We start from the raw sequence: 14,089 nt of genomic DNA on the forward strand, positions 1-14,089 counted from the left end.
GGTGCCTTGACGCCGAACGATCCGCGGCATCAGGTCCACGCTTGTGCGCTGAAGCGTTGTGCGCGGCAGGTGCGCCGGCTGTCATCTCCTGCGCCCTCCCCTCGTGCCCGACCGACCCGTCCCCGAGGAACTCCATGCCTCAAGCATGCGGCACCGCGCGGCGAATCGGGTCGCCGTGGCACCGGGCGGCGTGCGGGGCCTCATGCCGCCCCGCCCGCCACAGGGCGGGCGGGGATCTTCATTCCCCCGCATCGCTGCACGTCACGACGGTTCAGCGGACCAGCCCCCAACGGAAGCCGAGCGCCACCGCGTGCGCCCGGTCGGAGGCGCCGAGTTTCTTGAACAGCCGGCGCGCGTGCGTCTTGACCGTGTCCTCGGAGAGAAACAGCTCACGTCCGATCTCGGCGTTGGAGCGGCCGTGACTCATGCCCTCCAGCACCTGGATCTCCCGGGCGGTGAGGGTCGGCGCGGCACCCATCTCGGCGGACCGCAGCCGGCGCGGGGCGAGCCGCCACGTCGGGTCGGCCAGGGCCTGGGTCACCGTCGCGCGCAGCTCGGCGCGCGAGGCGTCCTTGTGCAGATAACCGCGGGCGCCGGCGGCCACCGCCAGCGCCACCCCGTCCAGGTCCTCGGCCACCGTCAGCATGATGATCCGGGCACCGGGGTCGGCGGACAGCAGCCGGCGCACGGTCTCGACACCGCCGAGGCCGGGCATCCGTACGTCCATCAGAATCAGGTCCGAGCGGTCGGCCCCCCAGCGGCGGAGGACCTCCTCGCCATTGGCCGCGGTGGTCACGCGCTCGACGCCGGGCACGGTTGCTACCGCCCGTCGGAGCGCCTCTCGGGCAAGCGGGGAGTCGTCGCAGACGAGGACGGAAGTCATGACCGCCCTCCGCAGCTGATGCGCGTCACCTTGAGCCTCCAGGCTGGTACGTATCGTCACCTGGGCGATTGACGAACGCCTCGGACACCTGCCCGAGGGCTACCTCTGCCAACCGCCTCCGCACACTCAACGACGGTCACTCGAAAGAGTTACGGCTTCGGCGACCGAGTTCAGCACGCTCCGTGAGGAGCCGGATACGCAAACGTCTCGCTGAGCAGCCGGCATCCGCGCGTGCACCCTATGCCCTATTTGGCTCTGTTTCTTCCATTTTCGCGTGGACTGCGGCTAGATTCGCAATGAGTCATATTTACATCTACTTAGACAGTAGATGTAACGTCGTGAGGACCGAGCCGGAAACGCATCGCTTCCGAGGGGACAAGCAATGGCAGATTTCTCCCGCCTCCCGGGCCCGAACGCAGACCTCTGGGACTGGCAGTTGCTCGCCGCCTGCCGCGGCGTGGACAGCTCGCTCTTCTTCCACCCCGAGGGCGAGCGGGGGGCGGCCCGCAGTGCGCGGGAGGCATCGGCGAAGGAGGTCTGCATGCGCTGCCCGGTGCGGGCCCAGTGCGCGGCGCACGCGCTGGCCGTCCGCGAGCCCTACGGCGTATGGGGCGGCCTCACCGAGGACGAGCGCGAGGAACTCATGGGACGGGCCCGCCACCGGATGGTCCCGGCGAGTTCCCTGCCCGGGCACGCGGCCATGCCGGGCGCCTGACCGACCGCCCCGGTCACCGTCCGCAGAAACGTTCCTGCAATTCGGGCGGGCGCGGCTGCCCACACGCGCGCAACCAACCGCCCCTCTCGAAACGACCCACACGCCCGCGGCCCGTACCCCGCCGCGGCGCCCGCCCCTCCGGGCCGGCGGGCGGTCAGGGTCAGCGACCCGCGGCGTCCGCGAGCTGGTCGAGCATCGCGCCGACCGCCGGCACATGCGCCAGATCCGGCAGGGTGAGCGCGACGATCTCGCGGTGCACGGCGGGCTCCATCCGCACCGTCGCCGCGCCCTTGGGCCGTACCGACTCCAGGGTCAGCTGGGGCAGCGCCGCGACCCCCATGCCCGCGCCGACCAGACCGATCACCGCCGGATAGTCGTCGGTCGCGAAGTCGATCCGCGGAGTGAAGCCGGCGCGTTCGCAGACCTCGACGAGATGGGTGCGGCACCGCGGGCAGCCCGCGATCCACGGCTCGTCGGCCAGGTCCGCGAAGCACGCGGTGCCGGCCCGCGCCAGCCGGTGCCCCTCCGGCACCAGGCCGACCAGCCGGTCCGCCAGCACCGGCCGGACCACCAGGTCCTCCCACTCCGCCCCGGCCGACGGGTCCGCGCCGCGCACCTCCGGATAACGGAAGGCCAGCGCGATCTCGCACTCGCCGTTGCGCAGCAGGTCGATGGAGCGCGGCGGCTCGGCCTCGTCCAGCGACACCCGGACGCCGGGGTGGGCGGCCCGCATCCTGGCCAGCGCCGTCGGCACCAGCGTCGAGCTGCCCGACGGGAACGACACCAGCCGCACCCGCCCCGCGCGCAGCCCCGCGATGGCCGCGACCTCGTCCTCGGCGGCGGTGAGCCCGGCCAGGATGCCGGCCGCGTGCCGGACCAGCGCCTCGCCGGCCTGCGTCAGCCGCATCTCGCGGCCGGCGCGCACCAGCAGCGGGGTGCCGGCGGACAGCTCCAGGGCCTTCATCTGCTGGCTGACCGCGGGCTGGGTGCAGCCCAGCTCCCGCGCCGCGGCGGAGAAGGAACCGGTCCGGGCGACGGCGCGCAGCACGCGGAGATGACGAGCTTCGATCACCCTCTGAGCATAAGCGATTCTTGGATAGATCGTGAAAAATGGTGCGCCGACTTTTGATCTATGTCCTAGCGTGCGCTCATGGACGCAAAGCTGCTGACCGTGAACATCGGGCGGGCCACCCCCTCCGCCCACACCTCCGCGGAGCGCGGAACGGGCATCGACAAGCGGCCCGTGGACGGCCCCGTCACGGTGGCCGCCCCCGGCCCCAAGGGCACCGCCGGCAGCGGCCTCGCGGGCGACGCCGTGGTCGACCTGCGCCACCACGGCGGCGACGACCAGGCCGTCTACGCCTACGCGCGCGAGGACCTCGACGCCTGGCAGCAGGAGCTGGACCGCGAACTGGCCAACGGCGTCTTCGGCGAGAACCTCACCACCGCCGGCCTGGACGTCACCGACGCCCGGGTCGGCGAGCGCTGGCGGATCGGCCCGGAGGTACTGCTGGAGGTCACCTCGCCGCGGATCCCCTGCCGAACGTTCCAGGGCTGGCTGGACGAGCGCGGCTGGATCAAGCGGTTCACCGCGGCGGGGGCGCCCGGCGCGTATCTGCGCGTACTGGAGGCCGGCGAGATCCGGGCCGGCGACACCGTACGGGTCGAGCACCGGCCCGACCACGACATCACGGTCGGGCTGATGTTCCGCGCCCTGACCACCCGCCGCGAACTGCTGCCACGACTGCTGGAGGCGGGCGACGCGCTGCACCAGGAGGCCCGCACGATGGTGGCGAAGTACACGGAGCGGGCGGCGGGCTGACGGGGCGGAGGGGGCGGGACGGTAGCGGGCGCCACCGGACTCCGACCCCAACTTGCCGCCCCTGAGCCCCAGTTGATCGCAGCGGACCGCAATCGACAACCGACCTCAGCGGACCGCGGCCGACCGCCGTCCGCGGTCGGCCGCAGTGTCCATGGACACATGGACACCACGTCGACCGCAGGAGACGCTACCTGGGGCCGTACTTCCGGCCCGTGCGCGAGGTGAGACCGCCGAGCATCCCGCGCGGCGCCAACTTCACAGCGCCCATAAGGGCCTTGTAGCGCGGGTCCGGAATGGACAGCGACTTGCCGCGGGCCAGGTCCTTCATCGCCGCGTCCACGAGGTTGTCCGCGTCCAGCCACATCCAGCCGGGGATGTTGTCGGTGCCCATACCGGCGCGCTGGTGGAACTCGGTCCGTACGAAGCCGGGGCACAGCGCCATCAGCCGCACCCCACTACCCGCCAGGTCGCGGGCGGCACCCTGGGTGAACTGCACGACCCACGCCTTGCTCGCGCCGTAGGTGCCGCGCGGGACGAACGCCGCGACCGACGCCACGTTGACCACCGCACCGCGCCGGCGCTCGCGCATCCCGCGCACCCCGGCCGTGGTCAGCCGCAACACCGCCTCGCAGTGCACCTTGAGCATCGCCAGCTCGTCGGCCATCGGAACCTCGAGGTACTCGCCCTTGTTGCCGAAGCCGGCATTGTTGACCAGCAGGTCCACCGGGTGCCTGGCGTCCGTCAGGCGCGCCTCGACAGCGGCGATCCCCTCGTCGGTCGCCAGGTCGGCACTCAGCACCTCCGCCTCGATCCCGTGGCGGTCGTGCAGTTCGGTGGCCTGCGCCCGAAGACGCTTCTCGTCGCGGGCCACCAGCACCACGCTGTGGCCGTTGCCCGCGAGTCGACGGGCGAACGCGGCGCCGATGCCGGCGGTTGCTCCTGTGATCAGTGCAGTCGTCATACCGGAACCGTAGCGGGGGGCCTGGGACTTGCCGCGTTGTGGTGGCGGTGGGTTGGCCCTTCCGCCCGCCCCGGCCCCTTCCCCCACCGGGCCCGCTCGACCGTCCACAGCGCCATCCGCCAACGCACACACCCAACTACACTCAGTAACGGATTGGGGAACTCCTCACGCACCGTGATTCGTTGCCGGAACAAGAGGAGGCGGCGGCGCACAGGCAGCGGGCACACGAGCGGCGCAAGGCATGCGAGCCACCCGAAGCAGAAGCATGCGAAGGCGAGCGACATGCAGCATGCGGGAAACATGTGGGGAGCATGAAAGGAACGGACAGAGGCACGGCGGGCGCAACTGGGAGCGCTGGGGAACGGGAACGGGAACAAGCACGAGAGGAACCAGGGGGACCGGGGAAGGAGCAGGGGGAGGAACCGGCGGAACGGGACGAGATACGGGCCGTACAGCCGGGAGGAGGGGGTCGAGAGATGCACCCACCGGCGGCGCCGCCGCGCCCCGCGCGGTCACGCCCGGCGGTGCTCCTGGCCATGGGCCCGGGGATCGCCGAGCGGTTGCTCGGGCAGCCGCAGCGGGACCGGCTGGAGCGGCTGGCCCGCACGGACCCGCAGGTCGTCGCCCACCGCTGGGACGCACCGGGACCCGGGGTGGCCGCCGCGCTCGCCGAGGCTGAGGTGCTGTTCACCTGCTGGGGCGCGCCGACGCTGACGGCGGAGGTGCTGGCCGCGGCCCCGCGGCTGCGGGCCGTCGTGCACGCGGCCGGGTCCGTCAAACAGCATGTCACCGCCGCCTGCTGGGAGCGGGGCATCGCGGTCAGCTCGGCCGCCGGGGCCAACGCGCTGCCGGTCGCGGAGTACACCCCGCGAGCGGTGGGTTGGCCCTTCCGCCCGCCCCGGCCCCTTCCCCCACCGGGCCCGCTCGACCGTCCACAGCGCCATCCGCCAACGCACACACCCAACTACACTCAGTAACGGATTGGGGAACTCCTCACGCACCGTGATTCGTTGCCGGAACAAGAGGAGGCGGCGGCGCACAGGCAGCGGGCACACGAGCGGCGCAAGGCATGCGAGCCACCCGAAGCAGAAGCATGCGAAGGCGAGCGACATGCAGCATGCGGGAAACATGTGGGGAGCATGAAAGGAACGGACAGAGGCACGGCGGGCGCAACTGGGAGCGCTGGGGAACGGGAACGGGAACAAGCACGAGAGGAACCAGGGGGACCGGGGAAGGAGCAGGGGGAGGAACCGGCGGAACGGGACGAGATACGGGCCGTACAGCCGGGAGGAGGGGGTCGAGAGATGCACCCACCGGCGGCGCCGCCGCGCCCCGCGCGGTCACGCCCGGCGGTGCTCCTGGCCATGGGCCCGGGGATCGCCGAGCGGTTGCTCGGGCAGCCGCAGCGGGACCGGCTGGAGCGGCTGGCCCGCACGGACCCGCAGGTCGTCGCCCACCGCTGGGACGCACCGGGACCCGGGGTGGCCGCCGCGCTCGCCGAGGCTGAGGTGCTGTTCACCTGCTGGGGCGCGCCGACGCTGACGGCGGAGGTGCTGGCCGCGGCCCCGCGGCTGCGGGCCGTCGTGCACGCGGCCGGGTCCGTCAAACAGCATGTCACCGCCGCCTGCTGGGAGCGGGGCATCGCGGTCAGCTCGGCCGCCGGGGCCAACGCGCTGCCGGTCGCGGAGTACACCCTGGCCGCGATCCTCTTCGCCAACAAGCGCGTGCTGCACGCCGCCCACCGCTACCGCGCCCTGCGCGCGCCGCACGACTGGCTGCGCGAGCTGGACGGCGCCGGCAACCACGGCCGCACCGTCGGCATCGTCGGCGCCTCCCGGATCGGCCGCCGGGTCGTCGAGCTGCTGCGCCCGTTCGCGCTGCGGGTGTTGCTGTACGACCCGTATGTGGACGAGGAGGAGGCGGGGCGGCTGGGCGTGGAGCGGGTTCCGCTGGCGGAGCTGTGCGCGGGGAGCGACGTCGTGAGCGTGCACGCGCCGGAGGTGCCGGCCACCCGGCATCTGATCGGCCGGCGCGAGCTGGCACTGATGCCGGACGGGGCGACGCTGGTCAACACCTCCCGCGGCTCGCTGGTGGACGAGGCGGCGCTGGTCGCCGAGTTGCGCGGCGGGCGACTCGCCGCGGTGCTCGACGTCACCGAGCCCGCGCTCCCGGCCGCGGACTCGCCGCTGTACGACCTGCCGAACGTGCTGCTCACCCCGCATGTCGCCGGGTCGCTGGGGACCGAGCTGCACCGGATGGCCGACCATGCGCTCGACGAGCTGGAGCGGTACGCGCGCGGGCTGCCGTTCGCGGATCCGGTGCGGCGGGAGGGGCTGGGGCACTCGGCCTGAGGGAACGTCTGCGCTTGGGGAACGTCTGCGCTTGGCAGGTCACCTGTGCTTGGCGGGACACCTGTGCTTGGCGGGACACCTGTATCTGACGGGGTGTCTGAGCCTGACAGTATTCCTGAGCCTGACTGGACGTCTGTGCTGGGTGCGACGGCTGCGACGGGCAGGATGCCTGCGCTTGACGGCAGGACGCCTGCGCTTGACGGGACGTCCGTGCCGGGCGGGACGCCTGGGCGCGGGCCCGCCGACAGGAAGAACCAGAAGAACCAGGAGAACGGCGGCCGGCGGGGGGGGCGGAAAGCGGGCCGTCGGAAACGGTGGGCGGGCGGGGATTCAGGAAACGGGCGAGGCCCGGGCCGCTGGGGAGCGGGCCGGGCCTCGTCGGGTGCCGGCGCGGGGTGCGGCCGGCGGGAAGCGCGGGTCAGTGCGCGTGGCCGTGACCGTGGCCGGCCGCGGCGGGCTCCTCCTCTTCCTTCTTCTCGACGACCAGGGTCTCGGTCGTGAGCAGGAGGGAGGCGATGGAGGCGGCGTTCTCCAGGGCGGAGCGGGTGACCTTGACCGGGTCGATGACGCCGGCCTTGACCAGGTCGCCGTACTCGCCGGTGGCGGCGTTGAAGCCGTTGCCCTTGTCGAGCTCGGCCACCTTGGCGGTGATCACGTAGCCCTCCAGGCCGGCGTTCTCGGCGATCCAGCGCAGCGGCTCGACGGCGGCGCGGCGGACCACGGCGACACCGGTGGCCTCGTCGCCGTCCTTGCCGAGGTTGCCGTCCAGGACCTTGACGGCGTGGACCAGCGCGGAGCCACCACCGGAGACGATGCCCTCCTCGACCGCGGCGCGGGTCGCGGAGATGGCGTCCTCCAGGCGGTGCTTCTTCTCCTTGAGCTCGACCTCGGTGGCCGCGCCGACGCGGATCACGCAGACGCCGCCGGCGAGCTTGGCCAGGCGCTCCTGGAGCTTCTCGCGGTCCCAGTCGGAGTCGGTGGTCTCGATCTCGGACTTGATCTGGGCGACGCGGCCCTGGACGTCCCCGGAGTTGCCGCCGCCGTCGACGATGGTGGTGTCGTCCTTGGTGACGGTCACGCGGCGGGCGGTGCCCAGCACGTCCAGGCCGACCTGGTCGAGCTTGAGGCCGACCTCCTCGGCGACGACGGTGCCGCCGGTGAGGGTGGCCATGTCGCCGAGCATCGCCTTGCGGCGGTCGCCGAAGCCGGGGGCCTTGACGGCCACCGCGTTGAAGGTGCCGCGGATCTTGTTGACGACGAGGGTGGAGAGGGCCTCGCCCTCGACGTCCTCGGCGATGATCAGCAGCGGCTTGGAGGCGTTGGCCTGGATGATCTTCTCGAGCAGCGGCAGGAGGTCCTGGATCGAGGAGATCTTGCCCTGGTGGATCAGGATGTAGGGGTCGTCGAGGACGGCCTCCATGCGCTCCTGGTCGGTGACCATGTAGGGCGAGAGGTAGCCCTTGTCGAAGGCCATGCCCTCGGTGAAGTCCAGCTCCAGGCCGAAGGTGTTGGACTCCTCGACGGTGATCACACCGTCCTTGCCGACCTTGTCCATCGCCTCGGCGATGAGCTCGCCGACCTGCGGGTCCTGGGCGGACAGCGCGGCGACGGCGGCGATGTCGGCCTTGTCGTCGATCGGACGGGCGGTCGCCAGCAGGTCGTCGGAGACGGCCTTGACGGCGGCGTCGATGCCCTTCTTCAGGGCGGCCGGGGAAGCACCCGCGGCGACGTTGCGCAGGCCCTCGCGGACCAGCGCCTGGGCCAGCACGGTGGCGGTGGTGGTGCCGTCACCCGCGATGTCGTTGGTCTTGGTCGCCACCTCCTTGACGAGCTGGGCGCCGAGGTTCTCGTACGGGTCCTCGACCTCGACCTCGCGGGCGATGGTGACACCGTCGTTGGTGATGGTCGGGGCGCCGAACTTCTTGTCGATGACCACGTTGCGGCCCTTGGGGCCGATGGTGACCTTGACGGTGTCGGCCAGCTTGTTGACGCCGCGCTCAAGGGCGCGACGGGCGTCCTCGTCGAACTTCAGGATCTTCGCCATGGGTGCTTCAAGTCCTCTCGTTGCGATCGTCGGCCTCGCCGCCGTGACCGCTTTCGCTCAAACGAACTGCGCCCCTGCCCCGGTCGGTGAGAACGCGGGAACCAGGGGCGCAGATCAGGGCAAATCCGGGTGACTTACTTCTCGACGATCGCGAGCACGTCGCGAGCCGAGAGGACGAGGTACTCCTCGCCGCTGTACTTCACCTCGGTGCCGCCGTACTTGCTGTAGAGCACGACGTCGCCGACCTGGACGTCGAGCTCGACGCGCTTGCCGTCCTCGAAGCGGCCCGGACCGGTCGCCAGGACGACGCCCTCCTGGGGCTTCTCCTTCGCGGTGTCCGGGATGACCAGGCCCGAGGCCGTGGTCTGCTCGGCGTCGAGCGGCTGGACCACGATGCGGTCCTCGAGCGGCTTGATGGCAACCTTGGAGCTGGCGGTCGTCACGATCCGACCTCCCCCTTCGGAGATCTCACGGGGTTAACTGTCTGAGGTGGCGACCAGGTGGATCCGTCGTCGCGGGTGCCGGACCTGCCCGTCGCTGTGTTGGCACTCCCCAACGGAGAGTGCCAACGCTGAGACTATGACGCGGTTAGCACTCGGTCAAGCGGAGTGCTAGGGCCTGTCGTCCGGGGCGGCCGGTGTTCGCCCGGAGGGCGGGCGGGACGCCGGCGGCAGGCCCTGACGCGCCGGAGACGCGTACCGTGTCTGCTGCCGGTGGCCGGGCGTGGATTCCGACACATCCTCCCGCCCGGCGGCAACCGCGCCCGCGGCCACCCCCGTCTCCCCCCAGGGACCGCTGACCACCGGGCCACGACCCGGCCGCCCCGCGGCCCTGACCATCTATGGCGGAGGAACCGTGCGTGGACTGACCAGCGCCCCCCTGGGCTCCGGGGGGCCGGAGAGCGATGCCGAGCGCACCATGACGTTCACCGCGCTGGCCCATGCCCCGAACCGCCGGCGCACCGAGGCATGGCTGCTCGGCTTCGTCGTGCTCATCACCGTCTTCGGCTACGCCTACACCGAGCTGTCGATGAACGGGCGGCTCCCGGGCGGGCTGGCCGGCTTCGCACTGAGCGTCTTCTTCATCGCGCTGGTGCCGCACCTGGTCGTCCGGCGGTTCGCACCGCGTGCCGATCCGCTGATCCTGCCGTTGGCGACGCTGCTCACCGGGATCGGGCTGGTGCTGCTGCACCGGCTGGACATCACCTACGCGGCGAAGCCCCGGCTCCAACAGGCCCAGGCGGCGACCGGGCAGCTGGTGTGGACGGTCATCGGGGTCGCGGTCTGCATCGTGATCCTGATGGTGCTGCGCAACCACCGGCTGCTACAGCGGTACATCTACCTGACGATGGCGGTCGCGCTGGTGATGCTGATGGCGCCGGCGTTCTCCCCCGCGGACCAGTTCGGCGCCAAGCGCTGGATCCTGCTCGGGCCGCTGTCGCTGCAGCCCGGCGAGTTCGTGAAGATCATGATCGTGGTGTTCTTCGCGGGCTATCTCACGGTCAACCGCGATGCGCTGGCGCTGTCCGGGCGCCGGGTGATGGGCATGCAGCTGCCGCCGGGCCGGCAGCTCGGGCCGATCTTCACGATCTGGGTGATCAGCCTGCTGGTGCTGGTCTTCGAGCGCGACCTGGGCACCTCGCTGATCTTCTTCGGCGTCTTCGTGATCATGCTCTACATGGCGACCGAGCGGACCAGTTGGGTGGTCTGCGGTCTGCTCATGGCGGTGGTCGGCGCCGGCGTCGTCGGCTCCATCGAGCCGCACGTCAAGGGCCGGGTGATGGCCTGGCTGCACCCGATGGACATCTTCCTGCCGCCGAACCAGCGGCCGCCGGGCCTGATCTCCGACCAGGCGGCGCAGGCGCTGTTCAGCTTCGGCAGCGGCGGGATAGGCGGCTCCGGGCTCGGCCAGGGCCACCCCGAGCTGATCGGCTTCGCCGGCAACAGCGACTTCATCCTCACCACCGTCGGCGAGGAGCTGGGACTGGCCGGGGTGATGGCCATCCTGGTGGTGTACGCGCTGCTGGGGCAGCGCGGGCTGCGGGTGGGGCTGACCGCCCGCGACCCGTTCGGCAAACTGGTGGCGGTCGGGCTCTCCGGGGCGCTGCTGCTCCAGGTCTTCGTCGTCACCGGCGGCGTCACCGGCCTGATCCCGCTCACCGGCAAGGCGCTGCCGTTCCTCGCGAAGGGCGGCTCGTCGATGGTCGCGAACTGGGTGATGGTGGCGGTGCTGCTGCGGATCAGCGACAGCGCCCAGCAGCGGCGGGAGCCGGTCCGGCCGGCCCCGCCGCGGCCGGACGCGGACGCGACGCAGCGGGTGCCGCGGGTCTCCGGGCCGTCGTCCGAGGCCTGACGGCGACCGGCCGCGGGACCGTCCGCGGGCCGGTCCGCCCGCTGGCCCACAATGGTGCGGGTGACCGACCTCGACACCTTCTCCGCGCTGCTCGCCCCCGAGGGGCAGGAACTGCTGGCCGTCCTGCGGGACCACGATCCGGCGGACGAGCTGGCGGCCGCCACCCGGCTGCGCCGCGACCATCCCGCGCCGCTGGTCTCCGCGGCGCTCGGGCAGGCCCGGCTGCGGCAGCGGGCGGCCGCGAAGTTCGGCGCGGACGCCGCGCGGATGTACTTCACCCCCAACGGCGTCGAGCAGTCCACCCGTGCCACGGTCGCCGCCCACCGCGCCGCCCGGCTCGCGGCGCTCGGCGTGCGGACCCTGGCCGACCTGTGCTGCGGGATCGGGGGCGACGCGCTGGCGCTGGCCCGGGCCGGGATCCGGGTGCTGGCCGTGGACCGCGATCCGCTGGCCTGCGCGGCGGCCCGGGCGAACGCCGAGGCGCTGGGTCTGGCGGAGCTGATCGAGGTGCGGTGCGCGGACGTCACGGAGGTGGACACCGCCGGCCACGACGCGGTGTTCGTGGATCCGGCGCGGCGCAAGGGGGTCCCGACGAGAGGGGCGGCGCGAGGGGGGTCCCCCCGGACGGAGTCTGGGGGAGCCTCGGGCAGGGGCGGTGGCCGGGCGACGGGTGGGCGGATCTTCGATCCGGAGGCGTATGCGCCGCCGCTGTCCTGGGCGGTCGGGGCGGCCCGTTCGGCGCGGTACGCGGCGTTGAAGATCGCGCCGGGGGTGCCGCACGAGGCGCTGCCCGAGGACGCCGAGACGGAGTGGATCTCCGACGCCGGGGATGTGAAGGAGGCCGTGCTGTGGTTCGGCACCGGCCGGGGCGGCGCCCGCCGGGCCACCCTGCTGCCGGCCGGCGACTCCCTGCTCGGCGCCGGCCTTCCCGACCCCGAGCCGGGTCCGGTGGGCGACTGGCTCTACGAGCCGGACGGCGCGGTGATCCGCGCGCATCTGGTCGCCGACGTCGCGGAGCAGGTCGGCGGGCGGCTGATCGACCCGACGATCGCCTATGTGACGGCGGATCGGCTGGTGCCGACGCCGTATGCCACCGCCTACGCGCTCACCGACGTGCTGCCGTTCAACGTCAAGAAGCTGCGGGCGCTGCTGCGGGAGCGCGGGGTGGGCGTCGCGGTGATCAAGAAGCGGGGGTCCGCGGTGGAGCCCGAGGAGCTGCGGAAGAAGCTCCGGCTCGCCGGGCCGCACTCCTGCACGGTCTTCCTCACCCGGGTCGCGGGGGCGCCCACGATGCTGCTGGGGCACCCCGCGGGGGAACGCTCCTGACGGTGGCTCAGGCCAGGTCGGTGAGTTCGTCGGCGTAGACCTGGGAGAGCGGTTGCGGGCCCACGTACTGCTGGCAGGCGCACTGCCGGGCCTCGTAGCGGACGGGTTTCTTGTCCGCGTCCCAGGCCACGGCCGTCTCCACCGTCTCGTGGCAACCGCCCTGCCTGTCGTGTTTGGCGAGGTGGTGCTCGCAGCCGCACACCGGGGCGGGCGGCCGGTCGGCGGCCTCCAGGGCCAGCCGCTCGTCGCGGCGGGCCTCGATGAGCGCCAGCTTGCGCTTGTGACGCGTCTTCAGTCCTCTGCGGACGGTTTTGCTCACCGTGGACCCGGCGTAGACGGCCGGGCCGGTGAGCATGAAGACGTACCAGATCCAGTCCACTGCGGCTGACTCCCCCGTTGGCCCCTGTACGCGAGCAGGAGCGTCTGCGCTGCTCGGAGCACAAGGATAGGACGGGGGCGACCGGCGGCGGGACGCCCCCGGCAGCCGGAACGCCTACGAGTAGAGGTTGTCCTTGCTCAGCTCGTGGAAGTGGTCGTGGTCGTGCGCATGGCCGTGGCCGGACCCGTGGAGGTGCGCGTCGGCGGCCGGGACGTGGGGCTCGGTGACCGGCAGCGAGGAGTCGGCGGAGAGGTCCCAGGCGGACGCCGGGCGGTTGCGGGCCACCATCTCGGCGCCGAGGGCCGCGACCATCGCGCCGTTGTCGGTGCACAGCTTGGGGCGCGGCACCCGCAGCCGGATGCCGGCGTCCTCGCAGCGGCGCTCGGCCATCGCCCGCAGCCGGGAGTTGGCGGCCACCCCGCCGCCGATCATCAGGTGGTCCACGCCGTTGTCCTTGCAGGCCCGGACGGCCTTGCGGGTCAGGACGTCGACGACCGCCTCCTGGAAGGACGCCGAGACGTCCGCGACCGGGACGTCCTCGCCGGCCGCCCGCTTCGCCTCGATCCAGCGGGCCACCGCGGTCTTCAGGCCGGAGAAGGAGAAGTCGTAGGCGGCGTCGCGGGGGCCGGTCAGGCCGCGCGGGAAGCGGATCGCCTCCGGGTCGCCCTCGCGGGCCATCCGGTCGATGACCGGGCCGCCGGGGAAGCCGAGGTGCAGCACCCGCGCCACCTTGTCGAACGCCTCGCCGGCCGCGTCGTCGATCGTCGAGCCCAGCGGCCGGACGTCGGAGGTGATGTCCGGGGCCAGCAGGAGGGAGGAATGGCCTCCGGAGACCAGCAGCGCCATGGTCGGCTCCGGCAGCGGGCCGTGCTCCAGCTGGTCGACGCAGATGTGCGAGGCGAGGTGGTTGACACCGTAGAGGGGCTTGCCGAGGGCGTAGGCGTACGCCTTGGCGGCCGAGACGCCCACCAGCAGGGCGCCGGCCAGGCCGGGGCCGGCGGTGACCGCGATGCCGTCCAGGTCGGAGGCGGCGACCCCGGCGTCCTTCAGGGCGCGCTGGATGGTGGGGACCATCGCCTCCAGGTGGGCGCGGGAGGCCACCTCGGGCACCACCCCGCCGAAGCGGGCGTGCTCGTCGACGCTGGAGGCGACCGCGTCGGCGAGGAGGGTGTGGCCGCGCACGATGCCGACGCCGGTCTCGTCGCAGGAGGTCTCGATGCCGAGGACGAGCGGTCCGCCGCGGGAGTCAGCCATGT

At 72.4% G+C, this 14,089-nt stretch carries 12 protein-coding genes and 1 pseudogene; 6 read left to right on the top strand and 7 right to left on the bottom strand.

What is annotated here, in order from left to right; all coding sequences use genetic code 11:
• Positions 1–271: 271 nt before the first annotated feature.
• Positions 272–883 (bottom strand): response regulator transcription factor, encoded by a 612-nt coding sequence (locus tag K2224_RS04275; RefSeq protein WP_003948568.1) that lies wholly within the window; start codon positions 881–883, stop codon positions 272–274.
• A gap of 382 nt (positions 884–1,265) precedes the next feature.
• Between K2224_RS04275 and K2224_RS04280 the strand changes: the two genes are divergently transcribed.
• Positions 1,266–1,598 carry a WhiB family transcriptional regulator gene (locus tag K2224_RS04280; protein ID WP_221905332.1) on the top strand — a complete coding sequence of 111 codons (333 nt, stop codon included), beginning with the start codon at positions 1,266–1,268 and terminating at the stop codon, positions 1,596–1,598.
• Between the two features lie 160 nt (positions 1,599–1,758).
• On the opposite strand, the gene K2224_RS04285 is transcribed toward K2224_RS04280, so the two are convergent.
• Complete coding sequence (locus tag K2224_RS04285; protein ID WP_221905333.1) at positions 1,759–2,670, bottom strand: LysR family transcriptional regulator; 912 nt, start codon at positions 2,668–2,670, stop codon at positions 1,759–1,761.
• Positions 2,671–2,748: 78 nt separating this feature from the next.
• Here K2224_RS04285 and K2224_RS04290 point away from each other — a divergent pair, with 78 nt between their 5' ends.
• Positions 2,749–3,420 carry an MOSC domain-containing protein gene (locus tag K2224_RS04290; RefSeq protein ID WP_221905334.1) on the top strand — a complete coding sequence of 224 codons (672 nt, stop codon included), beginning with the start codon at positions 2,749–2,751 and terminating at the stop codon, positions 3,418–3,420.
• A 187-nt stretch (positions 3,421–3,607) separates the two neighbouring features.
• Here the strand turns inward: K2224_RS04290 and K2224_RS04295 are convergent, their stop codons facing one another.
• Positions 3,608–4,381 carry an SDR family oxidoreductase gene (locus K2224_RS04295; RefSeq protein WP_221905335.1) on the bottom strand — a complete coding sequence of 258 codons (774 nt, stop codon included), beginning with the start codon at positions 4,379–4,381 and terminating at the stop codon, positions 3,608–3,610.
• 476 nt (positions 4,382–4,857) lie between these two features.
• On the opposite strand from K2224_RS04295, the pseudogene K2224_RS04300 reads away from it, so the two are divergent.
• Together K2224_RS04300 and K2224_RS04305 are read left to right on the top strand one after the other, a co-directional pair.
• Positions 4,858–5,259, top strand: a pseudogene (locus tag K2224_RS04300) (hydroxyacid dehydrogenase); the annotation flags it as partial.
• Positions 5,260–5,685: 426 nt separating this feature from the next.
• Positions 5,686–6,732: a hydroxyacid dehydrogenase gene (locus tag K2224_RS04305; protein WP_221905336.1), complete on the top strand. Its 1,047-nt coding sequence runs from the start codon at positions 5,686–5,688 to the stop codon at positions 6,730–6,732.
• Between the two features lie 418 nt (positions 6,733–7,150).
• Here K2224_RS04305 and groL read toward each other — a convergent pair whose 3' ends face one another.
• Together groL and groES are read right to left on the bottom strand one after the other, a co-directional pair.
• Positions 7,151–8,776, bottom strand: coding sequence for a chaperonin GroEL (gene groL, locus K2224_RS04310; RefSeq protein ID WP_221905337.1), 1,626 nt, complete (start codon positions 8,774–8,776; stop codon positions 7,151–7,153).
• A 134-nt stretch (positions 8,777–8,910) separates the two neighbouring features.
• Positions 8,911–9,219: a co-chaperone GroES gene (groES, locus tag K2224_RS04315; protein WP_221905338.1), complete on the bottom strand. Its 309-nt coding sequence runs from the start codon at positions 9,217–9,219 to the stop codon at positions 8,911–8,913.
• 475 nt (positions 9,220–9,694) lie between these two features.
• Here groES and K2224_RS04320 point away from each other — a divergent pair, with 475 nt between their 5' ends.
• Positions 9,695–11,128 (top strand): FtsW/RodA/SpoVE family cell cycle protein, encoded by a 1,434-nt coding sequence (locus K2224_RS04320; RefSeq protein WP_221909426.1) that lies wholly within the window; start codon positions 9,695–9,697, stop codon positions 11,126–11,128.
• 51 nt (positions 11,129–11,179) lie between these two features.
• Complete coding sequence (locus K2224_RS04325; protein WP_221905339.1) at positions 11,180–12,454, top strand: class I SAM-dependent methyltransferase; 1,275 nt, start codon at positions 11,180–11,182, stop codon at positions 12,452–12,454.
• A 7-nt stretch (positions 12,455–12,461) separates the two neighbouring features.
• On the opposite strand, the gene K2224_RS04330 is transcribed toward K2224_RS04325, so the two are convergent.
• Positions 12,462–12,833, bottom strand: a complete 372-nt coding sequence (locus K2224_RS04330) for a hypothetical protein (protein WP_221905340.1) — start codon at positions 12,831–12,833, stop codon at positions 12,462–12,464.
• 114 nt (positions 12,834–12,947) lie between these two features.
• Positions 12,948–14,087 carry a tRNA (adenosine(37)-N6)-threonylcarbamoyltransferase complex transferase subunit TsaD gene (tsaD, locus tag K2224_RS04335; RefSeq protein WP_221905341.1) on the bottom strand — a complete coding sequence of 380 codons (1,140 nt, stop codon included), beginning with the start codon at positions 14,085–14,087 and terminating at the stop codon, positions 12,948–12,950.
• Positions 14,088–14,089 lie beyond the last annotated feature (2 nt).

It is taken from the genome of Streptomyces sp. BHT-5-2 (genome assembly GCF_019774615.1).
Lineage (GTDB): Bacteria > Actinomycetota > Actinomycetes > Streptomycetales > Streptomycetaceae > Streptomyces.

Excerpts from the sequence above, each read along its gene's own strand:
- K2224_RS04275 (WP_003948568.1), bottom strand. The coding sequence starts at position 883 with ATGACTTCCGTCCTCGTCTGCGACGACTCCCCGCTTGCCCGAGAGGCG.
- K2224_RS04280 (WP_221905332.1), top strand. The coding sequence starts at position 1,266 with ATGGCAGATTTCTCCCGCCTCCCGGGCCCGAACGCAGACCTCTGGGAC.
- K2224_RS04290 (WP_221905334.1), top strand. The coding sequence starts at position 2,749 with ATGGACGCAAAGCTGCTGACCGTGAACATCGGGCGGGCCACCCCCTCC.
- K2224_RS04295 (WP_221905335.1), bottom strand. The coding sequence starts at position 4,381 with ATGACGACTGCACTGATCACAGGAGCAACCGCCGGCATCGGCGCCGCG.
- K2224_RS04305 (WP_221905336.1), top strand. The coding sequence starts at position 5,686 with ATGCACCCACCGGCGGCGCCGCCGCGCCCCGCGCGGTCACGCCCGGCG.
- groL (WP_221905337.1), bottom strand. The coding sequence starts at position 8,776 with ATGGCGAAGATCCTGAAGTTCGACGAGGACGCCCGTCGCGCCCTTGAG.
- K2224_RS04320 (WP_221909426.1), top strand. The coding sequence starts at position 9,695 with ATGACGTTCACCGCGCTGGCCCATGCCCCGAACCGCCGGCGCACCGAG.
- K2224_RS04325 (WP_221905339.1), top strand. The coding sequence starts at position 11,180 with ATGGTGCGGGTGACCGACCTCGACACCTTCTCCGCGCTGCTCGCCCCC.
- tsaD (WP_221905341.1), bottom strand. The coding sequence starts at position 14,087 with ATGGCTGACTCCCGCGGCGGACCGCTCGTCCTCGGCATCGAGACCTCC.